Raw genomic sequence first — 24,242 nt, 5'->3', positions numbered from 1 at the left:
ATGGCTAACTTTGCCTACAAGGGACGTGACAGCCTGGGCAACGCCACCAGTGGCGTGGTAGAAGCGGCCAACGAGATGGCGGCCGCCGAACAGCTGATGCGCCGTGGGGTGATGCCCACCGAGCTTAAACCGGGCAAGGCCAAATCCGCTGCCATAGACTGGTCATTGTTGCTGGAAGGGGGCGTCAAGCTGGACGAGCTGGTGATCTTCAGCCGCCAGATGTATGCCCTGACCCGGGCCGGGATCCCGATCCTGCGCGCCATTGCCGGGCTGGAGGAGAGCACTCACAGCAAGCCGCTCAAGCGGGCGTTGCACTCGCTGGGGGAAGATCTCGGCAACGGTCGCCCGCTCTCCAGCTCGATGCAGGCGCACCCCAAGGTATTCAGCAGCCTGTTCGTCGCCATCATCCATGTGGGTGAGAACACAGGTCAGCTGGAAGAGTCCTTTTTGCAGCTCGCCAACTATTTCGAGCTGGAGCTGGAGACTCGCAAGCGGATCAAGACCGCGATGCGCTACCCCAGCTTCGTGATGATCGCCATCGGTATCGCCATGGTGATCCTCAATATCATGGTGATCCCGGTGTTTGCCGGCATGTTCGCCAAATTCGGGGTGGAGTTGCCGCTGGCGACCCGCATTCTGCTCGCAACCTCGCACTTTTTTGTCAACTATTGGTGGCTGCTGCTCGCCATTCTGGCTGGGATGGTGTTCGGTTGGCGCCGCTGGGTCGCCACCACCAAGGGCAAGCTGACCTGGCACCGCTGGCAGCTCAAGTTGCCGATCGTCGGCACCATCATAGAGCGCTCCCTGCTGGCCCGTTTGGCCCGCAGTTTTTCCATGATGCTCAAGGCAGGGGTGCCGCTGAACACCGCGCTGACCCTGGTGGCCGATGCGGTGGATAACGCCTATATGGCGGGGCGGGTGCGGGATATGCGCGCCGGTATCGAGCGGGGCGAGAGCCTGCTGCGTACTGCCAGCAGCAGCGGCCTGTTCACCCCGCTGGTGATGCAGATGATCGCCGTGGGTGAGGAGACCGGTCAGGTCGATGACCTGCTACACGAAGCGGCCGAGTATTACGAGCGGGAGGTGGATTATGACCTCAAGAGTCTCACCGCTCGGATCGAGCCGATCCTGATCGGGATCGTGGCAGTAATGGTGTTGATCCTGGCGCTGGGTATCTTCACCCCCATGTGGGACATGATGCGCGCAGTTCGCGGCAAGTAATCTTGCTGGAACTGGATATCTTCACGCCTGAGTGGTGGGACATGATGCGAGCCGTAAGAGGCAAGTGAGCGGTGGAGTCGAGGGCTGGATGAACAGACAGACGCAGCAAGATGATCGCTGGCTGACCGGATATCGGCGGATTGCCGTGATCATCCTGTTGATGGTGATTGTTGCTACGTTGGTGCGTAGCTATCAGGGCCACCGGGAAGAGGTGCAGCAGCTCACTCTCACCTTGCTGGGGGAGCAATTTGCCGAGCGGGCACAGCGTTTGCACGGCATTTGGCTCGATGAGCGGCGCCCGCAGACACTGCATGTCGCCGGCAAGGGGTGGCAGTTTGATGCCCGAGGGTGGCCCCTGGGGTTAGTGCCGCTGCAATCCCCTTCGGAAAATTGCCGTCAGTTGTGGCTGGCTCTGATGGGTGAGACGAAGGGGGGCATGCCTCCTCTGCAGGTTCTGGCCCGCCCCGATGGCAATGGCTGCGAGATGGGGTGGGATGGTTATTGGCTGGTTTATCAGTTTTCTGACGGGCGGGTGATGAAAAAGCCTTGAATGAAACTAATCATATGACCCAACTACATGATTTTTTTGGGCCTGCATGAAATAATGCGGGGCATTACGGAGGGAGCATGACAATGAAACCAATGGCACCAACAATGCCGGAAAACGGGATGAGGAGACGGTCTGCCGGCTTCTCCCTCATTGAGCTGGTGATCGTTATCGTGATCCTGGGGATCCTGGCGGTGACTGCGCTGCCACGCTTTCTCGATGTGACAGATGAAGCGAAAAAGGCCAGCGTCGAGGGAGTCTCCGGCGGTTTTGCTACCGGCGTTTCGCTGGTGCGTGCTCAATGGGAGGCGGAAGGTCGCGCCAAACAGGACAGCCTCAATACCGTGCTCTATGACGGCAGCCGCTTCTATCTGACCACTCCGACCGATACCCAGATCAGCAACGGCGAGCTGTCGCCCGGCTATCCCATGGATACCGTTGCAAGCGGTAATCCGGATGTGGATCCCGCTAATCTGACCGCCGAACGTTGTCTCAATATTTGGGAAGGGTTACTGCAAAACCCGCCCAAGGCTACGGCCAGCTTCAATGAAGTGCGCGGTAGCGGCAATGACCTGAAATACTATGCCACAGTGAGCAGTAATGGACTGGATTCGGTCTGCCGTTACTATTTGGTCAATAGTTTGAGTAAGGGTAGTGATGGCAAGTATCAGGATCCGCAAGGCAAGACTGATGCATTTATGAGTTTCAGTTACCGCCCGGCGTCCGGTCAGGTGACCACAAATATTAATTAACAGAGGAAAGTGAAATGAAAAAACAGGCGGGTTTTACCCTGATCGAACTGGTTATCGTGATCATCATTCTGGGTATTCTGGCGGTCACCGCTGCACCCAAGTTCCTGAATCTGCAGGATGATGCACGTACATCAACTCTAAAAGGTGTGGAGGGTTCTCTGAACTCCGCAGGTGCGATGGTTTATAGCAAATCAGTTATCGCCGGTAATGATAAGTTGCCTGATACGACCTTGGATATAGGCAACGGTGTCAATGTCGCGATTGCTTATGGCTACCCGAAAGCAACTGAGGCAGACCTGAAAAAGGTGCTCGATTTGAGTGCCGGCGATTGGAGTTTTGGTACCCCGGCATCAAGTAGTATCAAAATTTTCCCAGCTGGAGTTTCTGCTGGTACTGCGACAAATTGTTTTGTTACTTATACCCAAGCAGCATCTGGCTCTTTGCCAACTACAGAAGTTAAAGATTGTAAATAAGCCTGATACACACAAAGATGGAGAGCGACTGTCTCTCCATCTTTTTAAAGGGCTAGATATGCCAGAACAAAATCGAGGCTTTACCCTGATTGAACTGGTACTAGTGATCCTGTTACTCGGGATTCTGGCCGCCTTTGCCGTGCCCAAATGGCTGGGCAAAGGCGGCTTTGAAACTCAAACCGTGCGTGACGAACTGCTGACCCGCTTGCGGCTGGTACAGACCGTTAATATGCATGAGCCAGCCAGCCGTTGTACCCAGCTGGTGGTTGCCTCTCCCCGTTTTGCCCATCGTACTTATGCTGCGTGTCCTGCCAGCGATGATCTGAGCATTGGCTGGACTGATAATCTGCGCACCCGTGGTCGGTTGGTGACCGCCTCTGACGGAATCACTCTTTCCCTGAACAGCAACAAAAGCTTCGTACTCCGCTTCGATCAGATGGGCAGACCGCTAGGCAGCTGTGCCAACGGTTGTACCTTGCTGGTGAGTGATGGTCGCGAAACCAGCCGTATCCAGATTGAGTCAGAGGGATATATCCATGAGATCCCTTAAGCGTGGTTTTACGCTGATTGAGCTGATCGTTGGCATAGTGCTGCTGGCGGTGGCTTTGACCGGCATTTTGGGGTTGCTTATCAATCAGGCGCCGCAGGCGGTAGACCCGGTGCAGCAGGTGCGGGCCGCCCAGCTGGCCCAGCGCCTCTCCGGCGAGATCTTGCAAAAGTCGTTTGATGAACATTCGGATCATAACGGTGGTCGTTATCGTTGTGGCGAGCAGGTGGCAGGGGTGACCATCTCTTCCTGCTCCACCAGTTATGGCCCGGATGGCGAGCCCGCATCCTATGCCTATAACGATGTGGATGATTTCGATACCGCAGGTAACTGGGTGGATGCCAACACCCTGACCCAGACTGCGGCGGGAGTCAGCAGCGAGGAGTATCGCAACTATCAGGTGAAAATTGCGGTGAGTGGTGCCGATTTCAGCGATGGCACCTTCAGGAGTTGTGCCGCGCCCTGCTCGGTGGGCAAGCGTATTGATCTGCAGATCAAGCTACCGGATCAGAGCGTGCTCGACTTCTCCTTCTATCGGGGGAATTACTGATGGATCGCTCCGCTATCAGGTGTTGCCTGTCTACCAGAATTTCAGCGCCCCTAGCCAACTCCGGCGCCAGATTACGCCTGGCGGCTAATCGAACCTACCGCAAACCTCGGGGTAACCGTGGCTTTACCCTGGTCGAGCTGGTGATGGTCATCCTGCTACTCGGGATAATGGCGACCTTTACCAGCCAGTTTATCGGTATCGGTACCCAGATTTATGGCGATGCCAGCAGCCGTGAGCAGCTGATGAGCGATGCCCGCTTCGCCATGGAGCGGCTTAACCGCGAACTGCGCGATGCGGTGCCGGGATCGGAGCGGATCGAGACGACTGGCGGGACATGGGTCGACACCGGCGCCTGTTTGCGGTTCTGGCCCATCAGCACCTCGAGCCGCTATCTGGCACTTAACCGCGCCATGTCGGGGAGCACGGCCACCCTTGAGCTGGTGATGGCGACCCCGGCTTCTGCTGCTAATCCGCTGGATGTGGATGCCACCGCCGTTAAAAAAGACGATCAGCTGATCGTCTTCCCCGTGCCGGACAAAAAAGTCGGTTCGCTTACGGCAGGCTGCGATTATGGCCGCTGCGTAGCCAGGGTCACGGATGTGCTGACGCCCGTATCCGGAGCGCAAACTATCCGCTATACCAGCACCGAGAGCCTGACTGGCCTCTCTCCAGGCAGCCGGGTCTACTTTGCCAACCAGCAGGTTCGCTACTGTGTGGAAGGAAACACGCTGACCCGTGCCACGGCCCCCATTGGTGCATCCTTACCTGCACAGGGTGTGTTGATGGCGGATTCCCTTCGTATTGGCACCTTCTATCGGGAAACCTCGGCGTTTAACGCCGAAGGGGAGTTTGGTATGCGCTTTGTGTTCGAACGCAAGGGGGAGTCGGTCACCTTCAACCACAAGATAGAGGTGTTCAATGTACCCTGATCCACAGGCTTTCGGACGGATGCGAGGCAGTGCCTTGATGATCGCCCTGTTTGTGATTGTGGTGATGGCACTGCTGGCGGCGGCTATGGGCCGTTTTCTGGTCGATAGCGATGAGAAAAATACCGTGGAGGTGCGCAGCGTGCGTGCCCTGCTGGCCGCCCAGAGCGGGCTGGAAGTGGCACTTTATCGGTTGTTCCCCAAGCGCACGCTTGCCCAACCGACCCCACCTGCGGTCTGCCTGGCAAGCAGCCCACTGAGCTTTGCCAGCAATCCAGGGCTGACCAACTGTCAGGCAGTGGTTCGCTGCGTCACGGTGCCAGTGACCTATAACGGAGCTGTGACCAATGGCTATCGTCTCGAGAGTGTCGGAACCTGTGGCAGCTCCGACCTTAACAGTGCCAATCCTGATTTTGCCGTGAGCCGAACCCTGATGGTCGAAGCTTATGATGGAGGAACTCCCTGATGCGCAATTTATGGATCGTCGTAGCCGTGTGGCTATTTAGTGGCGCAGCAGGGGCGTTTCAGCAGATTGATAGTGAAACCTTTTTTCCCGCGGTGGCGCAAGGGCATCGAGGTGATGGTGGAGGTACCTGCTCAACCGGTAGTGGGGGGCGTCTGGAACAATATGGCAATGCTCGTATCAATGGTACACAAGGGGCTGATTTAAATTTTTGTTCTTCAAACTCCCCATTACCAGAAAGAGGTTGCGATACAGTTGATAGTGGAGATCGGCGTTGTACCATCGCGGGCTCCCGGGAGCTTGCATTACCCATCACCGGTGAAAACGTATTTTTAACCAGTTCTAACGCAGGCGGTAACGTAACCTGTAACTCTTCACTGCTCATTGGTTCAAATGTGCAAAGTCAGTTTCGAGACCTCACTCTCAATAATGGCTGCAGGCTCACTTTTTCAGATAGCCAGAGTGAATACCGACTACGGACATTAACAATCAATAATGGTGGCAAGGCCATTCTTCCGGCTGGTGATTATTATATAAACTCGTTGAATCTATTTAGTGGTAGCCTCATTGAGGCTCTTGGACAGGTAAGAATATTTGTCAATAACTCTACATCACTTGAAAATGCCAGCTTGTTACGTGCAAACGGTGGTTCTATTCTATTATTTGGCTATAACAGTATAACTATGAATAGCAGCAGTCGTGTTGATGGCTATGTTTACAGCAATCAAACGCTAACAATGGAAGGTAGTTCTGTTATCAATGGTCGAGTCAGCGCTCGCAATTTATTGATGTATAACAATGCAGTGATAAATATAAGTGCTGATACCCCATTATCACAATGTTTCAGTGACGATTTTTCGAGACCAAGTCTGGGCGATAACTGGGTTGTATCTCAGAGAAATAATAGTGAGTTGCCATCTATTCAGAGCGGTCGCTTGCGGATGACCCGAAATATTGGCAATCAGGCCACCTCTGCTACCTATCAGCGTTTATTCCCGGCTGCAAACAACTTGGTTGAAGTAACCTTTCGTTATTATGCATGGTCACCCACTTGGTTTAATACCGGGGGGGATGGATTAGCGGTGATTCTTTCTGATGCGACAGTAACCCCGCAGCCTGGTAGTTTTGGTGGCGCGCTCGGTTATGCTCAACGTGATAATGGAACGCCCGGTTTTGCCGGTGGTTGGCTTGGCGTCGGGCTTGACGAATATGGAAACTTTTCCAACGGTAATGAAGGAAAAGTTGGTGGCCCGGGATTCCGTGCTCAAGCAATTGCGATTCGGGGGGGCGTCGGTTCAAGTTATCGCTATTTGGCAGGCACGGCGGCCAATCTTAATCCCAAGATTGATGTGAGTGGCACCAGTTCCGCCCAGCCCGGCCATCTCTATCGGTTAAGGATTGATTCACGCGTGGCTGGCCGCTCCATGGTCTCGCTCGATAGAGACAGTGGCTTAGGATTTAGTAACCTTGTTGCCCCATTCAATGCGATGGCGACTGCTGGGCAGGAGCAGGTTCCTGCAGATTTTTTGCTGTCGCTTACAGGGTCAACCGGAGGTGCCAACAATAACCATGAGTTGGATGATATCCAGATCTGCGCCCTGCGCTCCAACCCGATCGGGGTGCAGATTGATCATTTCCAACTTGATCACTCCGGTCAGCCACTGACCTGCAACCCCGAGACGGTGACGGTCAAGGCGTGCGCCGATGCCGCTTGTAACACGCTTATCACAGACCCGGTTACTGCGACCCTGAGTCTTATCCCTACTTCTGCCAGCAATGGTTGGATTGGTGGCAATACGGTGACCTTTAGCGGCGGTTCGACCAAGGTGCAGTTGCGCAACAATACGCCGACCGCGGTGACCATAGGCGTTTCCGGCTCGACTCCGACGACCAAGCCATTCAGTACCACCTTGTGCAAGGCCGGGGCCGGTACGCCCAGTGCGGCAGCCTGTACCCTGAACTTTGCCGATAGCGGCTTCTTCTTTGATGTGCCTGATACCTATTCCAATCAGCCACAGACGGTGACCATCAAGGCGGTCAAAAAGAGCGATGTGACCAAGCTGTGTGTGCCGGGGTTTGCCAGCCAGACCAAGAGCGTCAAGTTCTGGAGCAGCTATATTTCTCCCGCCAGTAACCCCTACAACAGCCAGATGAGCGTCAACAGCAGTGCGATTGGTGCCAGTCAGGGAGCGGCAACGCCTCTCTCCCTCGTATTCGATGCGCAGGGGCAGTCGACCATCACGGTTAATTATCCGGATGCGGGCAAGGTGCAACTGGATGCCCGCTATGATGGTACTGGCAGTGAAGCCGGTCTGGTGATGCTAGGCGCGGATCAGTTTGTGGCACGTCCGGTCGGCCTGTGCATCACGCCCCCGCAAGGGGTCTGCGCGGCTGGTGATAGCAGTTGTCCGGTCTTCAAAAAAGCGGGGGAGGCGTTCCAGGTAGATATCAAGGCGATGGCCTGGGAATCCGCCAATGATGGGGATATCTGCGTCGGGAATCAGACTACGCCCAACTTTGCCCTGCCCAATATTGCTCTGGGCAGTGCGCTGGTGGCACCCAATCCGGGCATCAATGCAACGCTGGGTACTACCGCGTATAACCATGTGGCTGCGGCCAACAGTGCCAATAGCGTTAGCCAGACCGTGAGCGAGGTGGGAGTGTTCCGTATGACGGCGACACCACCAGCCAATGGCTACTTCAATTACACCATCCCATCAGCCCAGAGCCAGCCGGTGGGGCGTTTTATTCCTGCCGACTTCAATCTGGTGAGTGGCGACATAGTGCCGGCCTGCAATGCGTTCTCCTATATGGGGCAACCCTTTGGTGTCATGCTGGATGTGCTGGCTCGTAATACGACGGGTGTACAGACCCGCAACTATACTGGGCCCTTTGCCAAGGGCGAAGCCTATATCTCGGTTGCCAATGATAAGGATGGTAAATCCCTGTCGAGCCGCTTGCGCAGTCTGCAGCCGCTGCCATGGCTCGATGGCCGTGCGGCCTTGACTACCGGTAGCAGCGAGTTTGTGCGCCTCTCTGGCACGCAACCGGATGGTCCCTACAAGTCTTTGTTGTTTGGTCTGTATATGAGGGATAACGATGGCGACAGAACGCTGATTGCCAGCCCGAATTTCAATGATGCCGTGGTAGGTAACTGCAGTGGTAGCGGTTGTAATGCCCGTCAGATAGACAGTGTGCCTATGAAAGCCTATTTTGGCCGCCTGCAGGCTGGTACAGCGGCGGGTCTTGCCTCGGCGCCGCTGGCCATTCCACTGCAGATGCAATATTACGAAGCGGGCAACTGGCTGCAAAACAAGGAAGATCAATGTACCCAGCTCTCTTTGGCCAATCAGGGGTTCACTTTCCTCAATCCGGGCCACGCCTTTGAGGCGGCGACTCGCGAGCTGAATCTGGGGGCAGGTCGCAAGATCAAGCTGGGGTTGGGCAGTTCGGCACCGGGTGGGGATGCTGCACTGGCTAAAGATGGGGAGATCCTGTTCCACTTTGCCAAGCCGGACATCTCGGTGCGCATCCCCTACAAGGTCGATTTGGCAAAACAGCCATCATCGCCACTCTGGTTGTCTGACCCAACGAGTGCCAATGACGGCAACCTGCAAGGTGAGGCCATTTTCGGCTCCAGCCGGGGTAATGACAGAATTATTTATCGGCGCGAAGTATTGCAGTAAATGATGTGAAAGGGGGGCTGGCTCAACAGCATCCCCCTAAATCCTTGTTTATTAGTGTTTGCAAGCGTGTGCGAGTGAGTGATGACTCGCATTTTTGTCGCGCCTGATTGATTGGCGACAGTTTGAGCGCTTGCCCATTGGGGTGGGCATTGGTAAAGTTAGCCGGTTTTCTGCACCTCCAAATTCTTAGGATTTCCCGTAGCCATGTTCAAAAAGCTCAGAGGCGTCTTTTCCAACGATCTGTCGATCGATTTGGGAACTGCCAACACCCTGATCTATGTAAAAGATCAAGGGATCGTCCTTAACGAACCCTCAGTTGTCGCCATTCGCCAAGAGCGCGGGAACGCCAAATCGGTCGCTGCTGTCGGTCATGCCGCCAAGCAGATGCTGGGCCGTACCCCGGGCAACATTTCCGCAATCCGCCCGATGAAAGATGGCGTGATCGCCGATTTCTACGTGACCGAGAAGATGCTGCAGCACTTCATCAAACAGGTTCACGACAACAACTATTTCCGCCCCAGCCCGCGTGTGTTGGTGTGTGTACCGTGCGGTTCAACCCAGGTTGAGCGTCGCGCCATCAAGGAGTCCGCACTGGGCGCCGGTGCCCGTGAGGTCTACCTGATCGACGAGCCTATGGCTGCTGCCATCGGTGCCGGCCTGCCGGTATCCGAAGCGACCGGCTCCATGGTGGTTGATATCGGTGGTGGTACCACTGAAGTGGCCATCATCTCCCTGAACGGTGTAGTTTATTCCCAGTCCGTCCGTATCGGTGGCGACAAGTTTGACGAAGCCATCATCAGCTACGTTCGTCGCAACTACGGCAGCCTGATCGGTGAAGCGACTGCCGAGCGCATCAAGCACGAGATCGGCTCCGCCTATCCGGGCGAAGAGGTGCGCGAGATTGAAGTGCGTGGCCGCAACCTGGCTGAAGGTGTGCCGCGCAGCTTCACTCTCAACTCCAACGAAATCCTGGAAGCGCTGCAAGAGCCGCTGTCCGGTATCGTGGCTGCCGTCATGGTGGCGCTGGAGCAGTCTCCGCCGGAACTGGCTTCCGACATCTCCGAGCGCGGCATGGTGCTGACCGGTGGTGGCGCACTGTTGAAAGATATCGACCGTCTGCTGATGGAAGAGACCGGCATTCCTGTAGTTGTCGCCGAAGATCCCCTCACCTGTGTGGCCCGTGGCGGCGGCAAGGCGCTGGAGCTGATCGATATGCACGGTGGCGATCTGTTCCACTACGAATAAGACCCAAAGCCGGCCAGCGTGCCGGCTCTTTTTTGACGACCCATGAAACCCATTTTTGGTAGAGGCCCTTCGCTTCAGTTACGGTTGTTTCTCGCCGTCATCATCTCCATCGCTGCCATCGTCGCGGATTCCCGCTTCGGTGTGTTTACCCATGTCCGCGTCTACCTCAGTTCGTTAGTCAGTCCCCTGCAATACATGGCCAATGCGCCGGGTACCCTGCTCGACACCATGTCGACCCAGGTGCAGACCCGCGCCGATCTCATCGAGCAGACCAAGCAGCAGGAGCAACAGCTGTTTACCCTGCGTGCCCGTCTGCTCAAAATGGATCAGCTGGAGCACGAGAATCAGCGGCTGCGTGAGCTGCTCGGTTCGCCGGTGCACAAGGAGTCCCGCAAGATGGTGGCCGAGCTGCTGTCGGTGGATTCTGACCCCTTCAGCCATCAGGTGCTGATCAACAAGGGGGCGCTGGATGGCGTCTACAACGGTCAGGCGGTGATCAACGATCAGGGTGTGATTGGTCAGGTGCTCCACGTGGGCTCCACCACCAGTCGCGTGCTGCTGATCACCGACTCCAGCCATGGTATTCCGGTGCGGGTACTGCGCAACGACTTGCGCGCCATTGCCTCCGGCAGTGGCGAGCTCGACAAGCTTGAGCTGCGCAACCTGCCGCGCAACACCGATATTCAGGTGGGTGACCTGCTGGTTACCTCGGGTCTGGGTGGCCGTTTCCCGGAAGGCTATCCGGTGGCGACTGTGACCCGCTCCGAGTATGTGGAAGGCAAGCCCTTCGCCCAGGTCGAGGCCAAGCCGCTGGTGGAGCTGGACAGACTGCGTTATCTGCTGCTGCTGTGGACCGACAAGAAGCCTGAAGTACACGATGAGGATGGCGAACGGGCGGCTCCCGCTGCGTCCGCCGCAGGAGCCACCCGCTGATGCTAGAACCCGCCAGCGGCAGGATCTGGATCTGGATCTCGATCCTGCTGGCCTTGAGCCTGTCGATCCTGCCGCTTCCTTTCGAATTTGACCCCTTCCGCCCGGACTGGCTGGCCATGGTGCTCATCTACTGGGCGCTGGCCTTGCCGCACCGGACCAACGTCGGCACCGCCTGGGTGGCGGGCCTGCTGCTGGATGTGCTGCTTGGCAGCACCCTCGGCGTGCGGGCGATGGCGATGGCCATCACCACCTATCTGGCGGCCTTCCAGTTCCAGAAGATCCGCAACTTCTCCCTCTGGCAGCAGGCGCTGATCATCGGTGGCCTCTCGCTGGTGGGTAAAATGACGGTATTCTGGGCCGAGCATCTGTTCAGCCAGGCCAGTCTCAACTTCTCCTACTTTTGGTCGACGTTGACGACGATGCTAATATGGCCCTGGGTGTTTCTGGTGCTGCGCAAGGTGCGGCGCCGCTTCAATATCAGGTAAATATGAATAAAAACAACGAACCACAACTCTATCTCGCCTCGGCTTCTCCCCGTCGCCGTGAACTGCTGACCCAGATTGGCTACCGCTTCGAGGTGCTGAAACTGGATGTGCCCGAGCAGCGGGAAGAGGGTGAAAAGGCGCAGGATTACGTCTGCCGCCTCGCCCGTGACAAGGCGATGGCGGGCGTGGCGTGTGCGCCGACGGCGTTGCCGGTGCTGGGTGCCGACACCATAGTGGTGCTGGGCGACCGGGTACTGGAGAAACCGTCCGATCTGCTGGATGCCAAAGATATGCTGGAGTCCCTCTCCGGCAAGGTGCATCAGGTAATGACGGCGGTAGCGCTGGCCAGCAAGGATCGTTGTGACGTGCGTCTGGTCACCACCAACGTGGCGTTTCGCAAGCTGGACGAGGCCGAGATCGAGGCCTACTGGCAGACCGGTGAGCCCTGTGACAAGGCCGGGGCGTATGGCATTCAGGGTATTGCCGGCAAGTTTGTCAGCCGCATCGAAGGGAGCTATAGCGCCGTGGTCGGCCTGCCCCTGCTGGAGACAGACTTGCTGATCAAGCATCATCTGGAACAGCTCAAATAATTTCCCGTCAGCTGTGCTCTGCTGCGTTTCTCCCTTGCGCGCGTTGTACCGGATTGGCTCTATAGAATTCAAAACTGGAACAGGCAAGGTTACTTATGTCGGTAGAACTGCTGGTTAACGTTACCCCCTCCGAAACCCGGGTCGCTCTGGTCGAAAACGGTCTGCTGCAGGAAGTGCACGTAGAGCGTCAGGCCAAGCGCGGCATTGTCGGCAACATCTACAAAGGCAAGATCAGCCGGGTACTCCCGGGCATGCAGGCGGCCTTCGTCGATATCGGCATGGACAAGGCGGCCTTTTTGCATGCCTCCGATATCGTCCCCCACACCGAGTGTGTGGCGGTGAAGGAGAAGGAGCAGTTCCAGGTCGGCAACATCGCCGAGCTGGTGCGTCAGGGGCAGGACATCATGGTGCAGGTGGTGAAAGATCCGCTGGGCACCAAGGGGGCCCGTCTCACCACCGACATCACCCTGCCATCCCGCTATCTGGTCTTTATGCCGGGCAGTGCCCACGTCGGCGTCTCCCAGCGTATCGAGTCGGAAGCCGAGCGCGAGCGCCTCAAGCGGACCGTGGCCGGCTATGTGGATGAACTGGGTGGTTACATTATCCGCACCGCCGCCGAAGGGGTGGGGGAGCAGGAGCTGGAGCAGGATGCAGCCTTCCTGAAACGGCTGTGGCGCAAGATCCTCGAGCGCAAGCAGAAGTATCCCCCCTGCAAGATCCTCTACGAGGATCCCAGTCTGGCCTTTCGGGTGGTGCGCGATTTCGTCGGTGCAGAACTCGACAAGATCCGCGTCGACTCGCGCCAGAGCTTCGATCAGCTCAAGCGCTTCACCGAAGAGTACGTGCCTGAGCTGGCCAGCAAGCTGGAGTACTATCCCGGCGAGTCGCCCATCTTCGATCTCTACGACGTGGAGAACGAGATCCAGCGGGCGCTGGAGCGCAAGGTGGAGCTGAAATCCGGCGGCTACCTCATCATCGACCAGACCGAAGCCATGACCACGGTGGATATCAACACCGGCGCCTTTGTCGGCCACCGCAATCTGGAAGAGACCATCTTCAATACCAACGTCGAGGCGACGGCGGCCATCGCTCGTCATCTGCGCCTGCGCAACCTTGGCGGCATCATCATCATCGACTTCATCGACATGCAGTCGGAAGATCACCGCCGCCGGGTGCTGCACAGTCTGGAGCAGGCGCTGTCGAAGGACAGAGCCAAGACCAACGTCAACGGCTTCTCCCAGCTGGGTCTGGTAGAGATGACCCGCAAGCGCACCCGCGAGAGTCTGGAGCATGTGCTCTGCTCCGAGTGCCCCGAGTGTAAGGGGCGCGGCCGGGTCAAGACGGTGGAGTCGGTCTGCTTCGAGATCCTGCGGGAGATCATTCGGGTCAATCGTGCCTACGATGCGGATCAGTTTACCGTCTATGCGGCCCCGGCCGTGGCCGACTACCTCCATGGCGAGGAGTCCCACAGTCTGGCTGAGCTGGAAGTGTTCATCGGCAAGCAGGTGCGGGTAGTGAGCGAACCCCTCTGTGGTCAGGAGCAGTTCGACGTGGTGATGATGTAATTGGTCTCTCGCTGGCTGAGTCGGGGCTGGTTGGCCCTGGGGGTCCTGTTCGTACTGATGGCCATGCTGGTCACCTTGGTACGGGTTGGGGGCCCTTTGCTGAATCAGTATCGAGAGAGCCTTATCCACACTCTGCTCGGCGATTCGCAAATCAAGGTCAGCGTCGATCAAATTGGACTGAGCTGGACACAATCAGGCCCGGCCCTCGAACTGCAACAGCTCGCCGTTGCCCCCGACTCCAAACGCTATACCGTCAAGCTCGGCAAGGCCTGGGTGCATCTCGACTTCTGGCGCACCATTAACGAGCTAAAGCCGGTGTTTGGCGAGCTGATCCTGAGCGATGGCGATATCACCCTCGACTTGCGCCAACCGGCTGACGACAGCCCTTCCGGCGATCCCCAGCAGGGCGCCCTGCTGCGCTTTCTGCTGACCCAGCTCTCCACCTTTGACATCCACAACACCCGGCTCAATGTCACCACCGCACTGGGCGACATGCGAGCACTCGACATTGCCCAACTGCGCTGGCAGAATCGTGGCAAGCGCCATCAGGGGGTCGGTAAGGCCTATCTCATCAACGGGGTAGGCGAGAGCACCCTGGACCTGATACTCGATGTAGATACGCCACAAGATCGGCTCGATCGCCTCAAGGGGCAGCTCTATATGGGTGCCCGCCAGCTCGATATTACCCCGACCCTCGCCAGGATCCATGCTGGTGAACCCAAGGTGGCCGGGCAGCTCGATTTCCAGCTCTGGAGCGAGTTTGACAGCGGCAAGCTGGGCAACACCCTACTGGCCTTTGGCAACAACTACCTGATCTGGAAGGATCCAAAGAAAGGGGAGATGCACCGTTTCGGCCTCGATGGCGGCAAGGTTCAGCTACGCCGCGATGGTGAAAACTGGCAACTGGCCAGCCATGGCGTCACCTTCAAGCTGGATGGCAAACCCTGGTTGCAGAGCCGCTTGCAACTGGAACGGATCGGGGATCGGGTGCAGGGCTATCTGCCCAGCATAGAGTTCGACAAGATCACCCAGATCAGTCAGCTGGTCTCGGCGCTCTACCCCACTCTCTGCGAGACCCTGCGCCAGACCAATCCGCAGGGTTCGGTGCAGGATCTGACGCTGCTGGCCAATGCCGACTGGCAGGATCTCTCCCTCAGCGGCCGCTTCAGCAAGGTGCGCCTCAAGGCGTGGCAGGATATACCCGGGATGCAGGATCTCAACGGTGAATTCTGGCTCACCCCCAAGGGGGGCAGCGCCAGAGTGGCGCTGGCGAACGACAAGGTGGATCCCGCCCGTCACTTCAAGATGCCGATCCCGGTCGACCACTTCTCGGCCCGCCTCGACTGGTGGCGCGAGGAACAGGGCTGGGTGCTGTACGGGCAGGATATCGCGCTGGATAACCCGGATCTGACCCTGTCCAGCCGTTTCCGCCTCGATCTGTTCGAGCACCCTTTCCTCGCCCTGACCGGTCGCATCGATGTGAAGAATGCGGGCCATGCGGATCGCTACTTCCCGCTGCAGGCGATGGACAAGGGGCTGGTGGATTACCTGAGCGGTGCCATCAAGGGGGGCAAGGCCAAGGGGGCCGACCTGCTCTGGTATGGGGAGTTTCGGGATTTCCCTTATGAGAAAGGTGATGGCATCTTCCAGGTGGCGGTGCCCCTCGAGCAGGCCACCTACGAGTTCTTCCCCGGTTGGCAACCGCTTACCGATCTGCAGATCGATCTCTTGTTCCAGAATGCCGGTCTCGATATGCGCAGCCGCTCCACCCGACTTGGCAAGGCGATCTCCGACTCGGTGCATGCCTGGATCCCGGATCTCTCCCCCGGCGCCCACCTCTATGTGGATGCCAAGGTGCAGGGGGAGGGCAAGGCCATCAGCGACTACCTGCAGGATTCCCCGCTGGGCAGTTCGGTGGGACAGGCGCTGCGGGAGATCGAGATCCGCGGCCCGATGGCCGGTTCGGTCAAGCTCGATATTCCTCTCGATGGCGAGAGCGAGGTCAAGGCGAGCGGCGATGCCACCTTCAGCAACAACAAGGTGCGGGTCGCCAGTCTGGACCTGCCGCTGGAGAAGGTGCAGGGGCGCCTTGAATATGACAACCAGCAGACCCGTTTCAACAACCTCAAGGCGAGCCTGTGGAACCAGCCGCTGACCCTCGACTATCAGGGGCGCCAGCATCCGGATCACTATCAGGTCGACCTCGATTTCAAGGGGCAGTGGGATAGTCGCCGCCAACCCGCCGCCATCTCTTCATTCGGCATTCTCAACGGCCGCAGTAACTGGGGCGGCAAGCTCGGGTTGACCCTGCCCGACAGCAAGCCGTTCAGCTTCCAGCTGGCGCTCGACTCCAACCTGCAGGGGATGGGGCTGGATCTGCCGCTGCCGCTGGCCAAGAGCAGCGCCAGCCGGCTGCCGCTCAAGGTGATCGCCCGTGGCCGGGATGGCAGCGCCGACATTCGCGCCGTGCTGGGGGCTGATGTGGATATGCAGACTCGGCTGGTCTACGGCGAGGGGGTGCCTTATCTCAGTCGGGTGCGGGTTGATGTGGGCCAACCGGGCGCCCGGGTGCTGCGCGATGCCCCCATGCTGCTCGCCATCAACCAGCAGGAGGCCGATGTCGGTGGCTGGCTGGCCAGACTCAAGCAGTGGTTGCCAGCGCAGAACCAGACTGGCAATGCGGTGGTTGGACCCGCCTTCCTGCCGCAGGAGTGGTGGGTGGATGGACAGCTGGCTCGCGCCTATATCGGCAGTGCCACCCTCAAGGCGGCGCGTTTCACCGTGGGGCCGACCAATCAGGCGACCGAGGTGATGATCGACAGTCCCGACGTGATGGGGGTGATCCGCCTGCCTGCAGTAGCCAATCGTCCGGTGGATGCCAAGTTTGCCCGTATCTACTGGTCCGGCAAGAGTTCGGATCTCAGCCCGGATCCCGATGCCAAGCAGGACAACGCCATCATGGCCTCCATCCCCTGGCTGACATTCAGCTGTGTCGATTGCCGCTTTGGCGCATTGCCGCTCGGTGAAGTGAAAGGCGAGCTGGTGCCCGGCGCCAACAAGGTGACACTCAAGGGGCTGGATGTGCGGCTGGCGGGGAGTCAGCTCACCGGCAGCGTCGACTGGCTGGCCGATGGCAACCGGATGCAGACCCGTGCCCGTGGCAAGCTGACCAGCAACAACAGCGAGCTATTGCTCAAGCGGCTGGGCTACACCTCACCCATCGGCGATGCCCCCGGCTCCCTCGCTTTTGATCTGAACTGGCAGGATGTGCCCTATCGCCCGAGCCTGCCGACTCTGGGGGGAAGTGCCAACTATCAGCTGGAGGGTGGCACCCTGCGGGAGATCAACGACAAGGGGGCACGGCTGCTCTCCCTGCTCAGCCTCGACTCCCTGCTGCGCAAGCTGCGGCTCGATTTTCGCGATGTGTTCGACAAGGGCTTCTACTTCGAATCCATGTCCGCCTCCGCCAAGATCAAGCAGGGGGTGGTGGACAACCGCGACTTCTACATGAAGGGGGCGGCCGGCAACCTGCGCGGCGAGGGGATCGCCGATCTGGTGCGCTGGCGGCTCGACTACGAGCTGAGCTTCTCCCCCAATCTGGGGGGCACCCTGCCGGTGGTGGCGGCTTTCTCCATCACGCCGGTCACGGGTCTCTATGTGCTGGCCCTCTCCAAACTGCTGGAGCCGGTGGTGGATGTGGTGACCCGCATCGATTTTCGCATCTCGGGCCCGCTCGACGCACCCAAGCTGATCGAGGCGGGGCGCGATCGCGCGCGCATCAAGCTCAACCAGCAGCAGAAAGAGGCGGTAGATGCCGTTGCCCCCAGCCTGCCGACCCAAGAGGTGACCCCTTTCCTGCTGAGCCCCAAACACGCAGGGCCCGCTCAGCGCTGAACGAGCGGCCCGGCACCATCACAAGGAGTGAGCCATGATCCGACATATCCTGCTGATCGCCTTCAAGCCGGACACCCAGCCTGCCCGGGTAGATGCGGTGCGTACCGCCTTTCTCGCCATTCCCCATCAGGTCAGCGGCGTGACCGCCGTGGAGTGGGGGGAGAATGACAGCCCGGAGGGGAGGGATGATGGCTTTACCCACAGCGTGCTGATGACCTTCGCCGACGAAGCAGCCCGCCAGCGCTATCTGCCCCATCCGGATCACGATGCCCTCAAGGCCATCTTCCGCCCGGTGCTGGCGCGCATCATAGTGCTGGATTACACCCTGCAGGCAGGGGATGCTGTCACCGTCTGATGGCCCAAGCGACAAGGAGAACGTCATGTGGTTAGCCGCAATACAGCTGGTATCTGGCCGTCACTGGCAGGATAACCGGGAGCAGATCGCCGCCGAGCTGGCCGCCTTGCCCAAAGAGCGGCCGCTGCTGGTGCTGTTGCCGGAGAACTTTGCCCTGTTTGGCGAACGGCAGGGTTATCTGGATGGGGCCGAGGCAATCGGCTCCGATCCCAGCGCCACTCTGAGCGGAGCAACGCCCATTCAACAACAACTGGCCGAATGGGCCCGCGATTATGGCATCTGGCTGGTGGCCGGGGCTATGCCGACCACCATCGCAGGTTCTGACCATATCCACACCAGCTCGCTGGTGTTTGACCCAAGCGGTGAGCTCAGGGGCTACTACCACAAGATCCACCTGTTCGACGTGGATGTGGCGGATAATCACGGCCGCTATCGGGAGTCGGAGACCTTCAGCCCTGGGGAGGCTCCTGTGTTGGTGGACTCCCCCTTTGGTCCCCTCGGCCTCTCGATCTGTTATGATTTGCGCTTTCCCGAGCTCTACCGCCAGTTGGCCCGAGTTGGAGCTCGTGTGCTGCTGGTGCCTGCCGCCTTTACCGCCGTGACAGGCGAGGCGCACTGGGAGCCGCTGCTGCGGGCTCGCGCCATCGAAAACCAGTGCTACGTAGTCGCGGCCAATCAGGGCGGTACCCACGAGACGGGGCGCCAGACCTGGGGCCACAGCATGGTGATCGACCCCTGGGGTCGGGTGCTGGCGAGCAAAGAGTCCGGGTGCGGCACCGTGCTGGTGAAGATGGAGCCCGGGCTTATCGACGAATTGAAACGCACCATGCCAGTGCTGCAACACGCCCGTTTGCTCTGATGGTGTGGTGAAAAATTGAAACGCAGCCGTTTGCCCGTGCTGGAGCATGCCCGTTTGTTGTGATGGTGTGGCTTGTTGCCAACCCGTCGGCAAGACGATTTAAAACAGCTCGCTACGAGAGTGGAGAAGAAGATTGAGTCTATTGAGCCAGGTTAGTGCCTCCCTGTTGGCCCCGAACGACCTCGACGAAGGGCGCCTGCAGCAGTTGCTCGGCAGCCTGATGAGTCATCAGGTGGAGTTCGGCGATCTCTATTTCCAGCGCAGCTGGCACGAGTCCTGGATGCTGGAAGATGGCATCGTCAAGGATGGCAGCTACAACATCGATCAGGGTGTGGGGGTGCGCGCCGTCAGCGGCGAGAAGACCGGCTTTGCCTACTCGGACGAGCTGAGCCTGCTGGCGCTGCAACAGTCGGTGACTGCCGCCCGTGGCATCGCCGCTGCCGGTGCTCACGGCAAGGTGAAGGCATGGGCCAGAACCTCCGCAAACCTGCTCTATCCGGCCATGGATCCGCTGCAGACCCTCGACAAGCACCAGAAGATTGCCCTGCTGGAGCAGATGGACAAGTTCGCCAGGAGTCTGGATCCCGCCATCAATCAGGTGATGGCCTCCATCAGCGGCGTCTACGAAGAGGTGCTGGTGGCCGCTACCGACGGCACCCTGGCCGCCGATGTGCGTCCGCTGGTGCGGTTGTCGGTGACCGTGATTGCCGAGAAGGGCGATCGCCGCGAGCGTGGCAGTGCCGGTGGCGGCGGGCGCTTTGGTTACGACTGGTTCCTCGAACTGGACGGGCTGGAGAGCCGCGCTTTTGGCTATGTGCGTGAAGCGGTGCGTCAGGCGCTGGTCAATCTGGAAGCCATCGACGCGCCAGCCGGCACCATGCCGGTGGTGCTGGGCTCCGGTTGGCCCGGCGTGCTGCTGCACGAGGCGGTAGGTCATGGTCTGGAGGGGGATTTCAACCGCAAGGGATCTTCCGCATTTGCTGGCCGCATCGGCGAGCAGGTGGCCTCCAAGCACTGTACCATCGTCGATGATGGCACCCTGCCGGGTCGCCGTGGTTCCGTCTCCATCGATGATGAGGGGACGCCGGGTGGTTATAACGTGCTGATCGAGAACGGTATCCTCAAGGGTTATCTGCAAGATAAACAGAACGCTCGCCTGATGGGTGTGCCGCTCACCGGCAACGGTCGCCGCGAATCCTACGCCGCCATGCCGATGCCGCGCATGACCAACACCTACATGCTGGCGGGTCAGTACGATCCGGCCGAGATCATCGCCTCGGTGAAGAAGGGCATTTATGCTCCCAACTTTGGCGGCGGTCAGGTGGACATCACCTCCGGCAAGTTTGTCTTCTCCGCCTCCGAGGCTTACCTCATCGAGGATGGCAAGATTACCGCTCCCATCAAGGGCGCAACCCTGATCGGCAACGGCCCCGAGGCGATGAGCCAGGTCTCCATGGTGGGTAGCGACCTTGCGCTGGATCGCGGTGTCGGCATCTGCGGCAAGGAGGGGCAGAGCGTACCGGTCGGTGTCGGCCAACCCACCCTCAAACTGGACCAGCTCACCGTGGGTGGCACTTCGTAGGTTTGGGTTAGCTGCGCAGCAGCGTAACCCGACGCATTCAAACCCCGGCTCTTGCCGGGGTTTTGCTATTCAGGGAGCCACAGGCAACAAAAAGCCCCGGTCGGTGGACCGGGGCTGGCGGGTTATGCGGTATCAGTTGACGGATATGGCGCGGGCGTCGATGAAATAGCGAGCGTTACCCTGTTTGTCGATCTGGATTTTGGCAACCAGTTGCTCCTGATCTTTATATTCCCAGCGTTGCTCGATCTTGGCGAGGGATGGGCTCGCAATCCCAACCACGTTCAGGTACTCGTGAAACAGGCTATGGCTCCCTATTTCGGTCAGCATCTTGTCCATCTGCATACTCTCCTGAAGTTGAGTGGGTATTCATCAACAAACCTATCAGCGTCCATCTGAATAAAGTCTGTATGAAAAACAAACTAACTCATTTGTGTGTCAATAACATGATCAGGAACAAGATCAGTGCAGATCGTCAGGGACTTTTTGATACCGTTTTCAATCAGAGCCGGTGGGCTTCTGCGGCGACTGATCAAACGTGCCGGAAGCCTGCGGTAGCGCCGGTGCGGTTTGCACGGTCTGGCCGCCGTGGAAGACCGGATCCTGTGCCACTTCCTTGATGCCGTTGATGCAAAACTGCATACCCATGCAGACCAGAAGGAAGCCCATGATGCGGGTCATGGCGTCGATGCCGGTGGCGCCCAGGATCTTGCAGACCGGATCCGCCAGCTTCAATACTCCCCAGCTGATCAGGCTCATCAGGGCAAACGCCGTTACCACACCGGCGTAGATGGTGAGGCGGTTGTACTCGTCAGGCAGCTCGGCAATCTGGGCTGCCCCGCTTATTACCAGCGCCATGGTACCTGGCCCGCACATGCTGGGCATGGTGAGCGGTACGAAGGCAATGCTCTGGTTTATATCGACCCCGCTCTGCTGGCTGGGGGCGGGGAACAACATGCGAAAGCCGATAAAGCCGATGATGAGGCCACCGGCCAGGCGCAAGCCCGGAATGGAGATCCCGAACAGATCCAGGATCGAGGATCCGATAAAGAAGGTGATGCAGAGGGTGCAGAACAGATAGATGGCGGCCAGATTGACCTGACGGCGCACGTGTTCGCGCGACATCCCCTTGCTCAGCCCCAGCAGCAGGGTGGCCGTGGTGGGCGGGTTGACCATGGGCAGCAGCGCCAGCAAGGTGAGTAATACGACCTGAAAGAACATCTTGAGCCTCGGATAAAGAGTTGGACGTCATGGGGCGACGCGGGTGGCAGGCCCCAGAGGGAGGCTATTTTATGCTGGTGAAACTGAACATAAGCAGTACAAAAAAGCCCCGGCAGATGCCGAGGCTTGTTGTTCGGGTCAGGCCGCTTGCGGCGCTTGCTGCTGCCGGATGGCTCGTTGCTGGAACCAGAGCCAGAGACCGATGGCGAAACCCAGCACCGACAGGCTCACCACATAGTGGGAGGGGGCCAACATGTCGCTCTTCATCCAGAGGGTCACCGCCATCGGGGTGAGGCCGCCGAAGATGGCGTAGGCCACGTTGTAGGAGAACGACAGACCGGAGAAGCGCACCACCGGCGGGAATGCGTTGACCATCACATAAGGCACGGCACCGACAATCCCGACCGCAAAGCCCGCCAGCATGTAGAGCGGCACCAGCTGGCTCGTACCGGCCGCCAGACCGTGATAGAAGGCGTAGCTGGAGCCCGCCAGCAGCAGGGAGCCGAACATGAAGGTGAGACCGCTGCCCAGCAGGTCGATCAGTCGACCATAGACGATGCAGCCGAGGGTCAGGGCCACGATGGCCAGCGAGTTGGCGGTCAGGGCGTCGGCCGGGCTGATGCCATAAACCTTCTGCAGATAGGTGGGGGTCATCAGGATCACCACCACGATACCGGCGGAGAGCAGCCAGGTGAGCAGCATGGAGACCACCACGCTGCTCTTGTGGTTGCGCAGTACCGACTTGAGGGGGAGCTCGTCAGCCAGTGTCTTGTTGGCTTTCATCTCGGCGAAGACCGGGGTCTCGTGCAACCAACGACGCAGGTACATGGCGACGATGCCGAAGATACCGCCCAGCAGGAAGGGCACTCGCCAGCCCCACTCGCTCACTTCGGCCGGGGTCAGGCTCTTGTTGACCGCAGTGGCGATGAGGGAGCCGAGCAGGATGCCAGCCGTCAATCCCGCCGTGAGCGTGCCGCAGGCGACCCCGACCCGACGGGCAGGGACGTGCTCGGCGACAAATACCCAGGCGCCGGGCACTTCACCGCCGATGGCGGCGCCTTGCAGGATCCGCAGTCCCAGCAGGGCGATGGGGGCGCCGATGCCGAGCACCGCATAGGTGGGCAGCAGACCGATCAACAGGGTTGGCAGCGCCATCATGATGATGCTGAGGGTGAACATCCGCTTGCGACCGATGAGATCGCCAAAGTGGGCCATGATGATGCCGCCAAGCGGGCGGGCCAGATAACCGGCGGCGAAGATGCCGAAGGTCTGAAACTGGCGCAGCCACTCGGGAATGTCGGCCGGGAAGAACAACTCGCCGATGACCACGGCGAAGAAGACGAAGATGATGAAGTCGTAAAACTCCAGCGCGCCGCCGAGGGCAGCCAGACTCAGGGTTTTGTAATCCTGTCGATTGAGGGGGCGGGCGTGATCATGTTGTTGTGTGGTCGTGGTCATATCCGTATGTTTCCCATCGGTTTTTTTAGTTATTGTCACCCCGTGCAAGGGGCATATACAGGTGATCGAGAGTATGCTGCCTGCCTCTTGTGTGTAAATCGCGCAATTCGCAACACTGTCTTGCATCTTTTTGGGGCAATCCGAGTGCCCCGCTGGCGGAGGAATGATGGAAAAGAAACGGGTACTGCTCTCCTGGAGCAGCGGCAAGGATTGCGCATGGGCACTGCATCAGTTGCGGCAAGATCCCGCCATCGAGGTGGTGGGGCTGTTTACCACCCTCAATCAGGCATTCGAGCGGGTGGCGATGCACGGGGTGCGCAAGCAGCTGTTGACCGAGCAGGCCGCCTGCGTTGGGCTGCCCCTTATCACCATCGATCTGCCCTGGCCCTGTAGCAACGAGGATTACGCCCGCATCATGACCGGCTTTATCGCCGATGTGGTGGCACAAGGGATCCGCCATATGGCCTTTGGCGACTTGTTCCTCGAGGATGTGCGCGCCTACCGTGAAAAGCAGCTGGCAGGTACCGGCATCGAACCACTGTTCCCGCTGTGGGGCAGCAATACCCGTGAACTGGCGCCGCAGATGGTGGCCGCTGGATTGAAGGCGCGGATCAGTGCTCTCGACCCGAACAAGCTGGATGCCAGCCTGGGGGGGCACGATTTTGACGAGGCACTGCTGGCGGCGCTGCCGGAGGGGGTCGATCCGTGCGGCGAGAACGGCGAGTTTCACACCCTGGCCTATGATGGCCCCATGTTCTCCCGTCCGCTCGGCATTCGGGTCGGCGAGACAGTGGTGCGCGACGGCTTTGTCTTTACCGATTTGCTGCCAATCGAAGATTAATTATCGGGCGTCAAATGCTCCCTTTTGCTGGAGCATTCACAGATTTGAGAGG

Annotated in this window: 22 protein-coding genes; 19 read left to right on the top strand and 3 right to left on the bottom strand. The window is 58.9% G+C overall.

All coding sequences use genetic code 11. The features are described 5' to 3' along the window. From ACW5XC_RS14245 to tldD, 18 genes are all read left to right on the top strand, one after another. Positions 1 to 1,221, top strand: a complete 1,221-nt coding sequence (locus ACW5XC_RS14245; protein ID WP_042052551.1) for a type II secretion system F family protein — start codon at positions 1 to 3, stop codon at positions 1,219 to 1,221. A gap of 88 nt (positions 1,222 to 1,309) precedes the next feature. After that, on the top strand, positions 1,310 to 1,771 hold the full coding sequence (locus tag ACW5XC_RS14240) for a hypothetical protein (protein ID WP_042052553.1): 462 nt from the start codon (positions 1,310 to 1,312) through the stop codon (positions 1,769 to 1,771). A 77-nt stretch (positions 1,772 to 1,848) separates the two neighbouring features. Further along, positions 1,849 to 2,520 (top strand): prepilin-type N-terminal cleavage/methylation domain-containing protein, encoded by a 672-nt coding sequence (locus tag ACW5XC_RS14235; protein ID WP_005348617.1) that lies wholly within the window; start codon positions 1,849 to 1,851, stop codon positions 2,518 to 2,520. Positions 2,521 to 2,534: 14 nt separating this feature from the next. Further along, positions 2,535 to 2,993, top strand: coding sequence for a prepilin-type N-terminal cleavage/methylation domain-containing protein (locus tag ACW5XC_RS14230; protein ID WP_042052555.1), 459 nt, complete (start codon positions 2,535 to 2,537; stop codon positions 2,991 to 2,993). A 58-nt stretch (positions 2,994 to 3,051) separates the two neighbouring features. Beyond that, positions 3,052 to 3,543 (top strand): prepilin-type N-terminal cleavage/methylation domain-containing protein, encoded by a 492-nt coding sequence (locus ACW5XC_RS14225; RefSeq protein WP_042052556.1) that lies wholly within the window; start codon positions 3,052 to 3,054, stop codon positions 3,541 to 3,543. Beyond that, positions 3,530 to 4,090 (top strand): prepilin-type N-terminal cleavage/methylation domain-containing protein, encoded by a 561-nt coding sequence (locus ACW5XC_RS14220; RefSeq protein ID WP_042052557.1) that lies wholly within the window; start codon positions 3,530 to 3,532, stop codon positions 4,088 to 4,090. The genes ACW5XC_RS14225 and ACW5XC_RS14220 overlap by 14 nt, the downstream gene beginning before the upstream one ends. Continuing rightward, a complete protein-coding gene (locus tag ACW5XC_RS14215; protein WP_178378377.1) occupies positions 4,090 to 5,019 on the top strand; it encodes a PilW family protein in 930 nt (309 codons plus the stop codon). The genes ACW5XC_RS14220 and ACW5XC_RS14215 overlap by 1 nt, the downstream gene beginning before the upstream one ends. A gap of 37 nt (positions 5,020 to 5,056) precedes the next feature. Continuing rightward, positions 5,057 to 5,482, top strand: coding sequence for an MSHA biogenesis protein MshP (locus ACW5XC_RS14210; RefSeq protein WP_408649414.1), 426 nt, complete (start codon positions 5,057 to 5,059; stop codon positions 5,480 to 5,482). After that, the gene (locus ACW5XC_RS14205; protein ID WP_042052562.1) at positions 5,482 to 9,165 is read left to right on the top strand and encodes a DUF6701 domain-containing protein; all 3,684 of its coding nucleotides are present in this window, start codon (positions 5,482 to 5,484) and stop codon (positions 9,163 to 9,165) included. The genes ACW5XC_RS14210 and ACW5XC_RS14205 overlap by 1 nt, the downstream gene beginning before the upstream one ends. A 204-nt stretch (positions 9,166 to 9,369) precedes the next feature. Beyond that, positions 9,370 to 10,410, top strand: coding sequence for a rod shape-determining protein (locus tag ACW5XC_RS14200; protein ID WP_005340051.1), 1,041 nt, complete (start codon positions 9,370 to 9,372; stop codon positions 10,408 to 10,410). 42 nt (positions 10,411 to 10,452) lie between these two features. After that, entirely contained in the window at positions 10,453 to 11,343 is an 891-nt protein-coding gene (gene mreC / locus ACW5XC_RS14195; protein ID WP_005340053.1) for a rod shape-determining protein MreC, read from the top strand. Then, a complete protein-coding gene (gene mreD, locus ACW5XC_RS14190) occupies positions 11,343 to 11,828 on the top strand; it encodes a rod shape-determining protein MreD (RefSeq protein ID WP_005340054.1) in 486 nt (161 codons plus the stop codon). Before mreC ends, mreD begins: the two co-directional genes overlap by 1 nt. A gap of 2 nt (positions 11,829 to 11,830) precedes the next feature. Beyond that, a complete protein-coding gene (locus tag ACW5XC_RS14185) occupies positions 11,831 to 12,418 on the top strand; it encodes a Maf family protein (RefSeq protein WP_005340055.1) in 588 nt (195 codons plus the stop codon). Between the two features lie 95 nt (positions 12,419 to 12,513). Then, the gene (gene rng / locus ACW5XC_RS14180) at positions 12,514 to 13,983 is read left to right on the top strand and encodes a ribonuclease G (RefSeq protein WP_005340056.1); all 1,470 of its coding nucleotides are present in this window, start codon (positions 12,514 to 12,516) and stop codon (positions 13,981 to 13,983) included. Beyond that, a complete protein-coding gene (locus ACW5XC_RS14175; protein WP_042052563.1) occupies positions 13,984 to 17,877 on the top strand; it encodes a YhdP family protein in 3,894 nt (1,297 codons plus the stop codon). A gap of 34 nt (positions 17,878 to 17,911) precedes the next feature. Beyond that, a complete protein-coding gene (locus tag ACW5XC_RS14170; protein ID WP_042052565.1) occupies positions 17,912 to 18,232 on the top strand; it encodes a Dabb family protein in 321 nt (106 codons plus the stop codon). 25 nt (positions 18,233 to 18,257) lie between these two features. After that, complete coding sequence (locus ACW5XC_RS14165; protein ID WP_042052566.1) at positions 18,258 to 19,091, top strand: carbon-nitrogen hydrolase family protein; 834 nt, start codon at positions 18,258 to 18,260, stop codon at positions 19,089 to 19,091. A gap of 133 nt (positions 19,092 to 19,224) precedes the next feature. Further along, positions 19,225 to 20,673, top strand: coding sequence for a metalloprotease TldD (tldD, locus tag ACW5XC_RS14160; RefSeq protein ID WP_042052567.1), 1,449 nt, complete (start codon positions 19,225 to 19,227; stop codon positions 20,671 to 20,673). A gap of 132 nt (positions 20,674 to 20,805) precedes the next feature. On the opposite strand, the gene ACW5XC_RS14155 is transcribed toward tldD, so the two are convergent. The 3 genes from ACW5XC_RS14155 to ACW5XC_RS14145 all read right to left on the bottom strand — a co-directional run bounded on the left by ACW5XC_RS14155 (position 20,806) and on the right by ACW5XC_RS14145 (position 23,349). Beyond that, positions 20,806 to 21,009, bottom strand: a complete 204-nt coding sequence (locus ACW5XC_RS14155) for a hypothetical protein (RefSeq protein WP_005340062.1) — start codon at positions 21,007 to 21,009, stop codon at positions 20,806 to 20,808. Between the two features lie 159 nt (positions 21,010 to 21,168). Further along, positions 21,169 to 21,891 (bottom strand): MarC family NAAT transporter, encoded by a 723-nt coding sequence (locus ACW5XC_RS14150; RefSeq protein WP_042052568.1) that lies wholly within the window; start codon positions 21,889 to 21,891, stop codon positions 21,169 to 21,171. 138 nt (positions 21,892 to 22,029) lie between these two features. Next, positions 22,030 to 23,349: an MFS transporter gene (locus ACW5XC_RS14145; RefSeq protein ID WP_042052570.1), complete on the bottom strand. Its 1,320-nt coding sequence runs from the start codon at positions 23,347 to 23,349 to the stop codon at positions 22,030 to 22,032. 166 nt (positions 23,350 to 23,515) lie between these two features. Between ACW5XC_RS14145 and ACW5XC_RS14140 the strand changes: the two genes are divergently transcribed. Beyond that, positions 23,516 to 24,190: a Dph6-related ATP pyrophosphatase gene (locus ACW5XC_RS14140; protein ID WP_042052571.1), complete on the top strand. Its 675-nt coding sequence runs from the start codon at positions 23,516 to 23,518 to the stop codon at positions 24,188 to 24,190. Positions 24,191 to 24,242: the final 52 nt, after the last annotated feature.

This window comes from Aeromonas sp. 25-AL00135 (assembly GCF_054052385.1).
The sequence above is the reverse complement of the archived record's forward strand: the minus strand, read 5'-3'. Positions and strand labels throughout refer to the sequence as shown.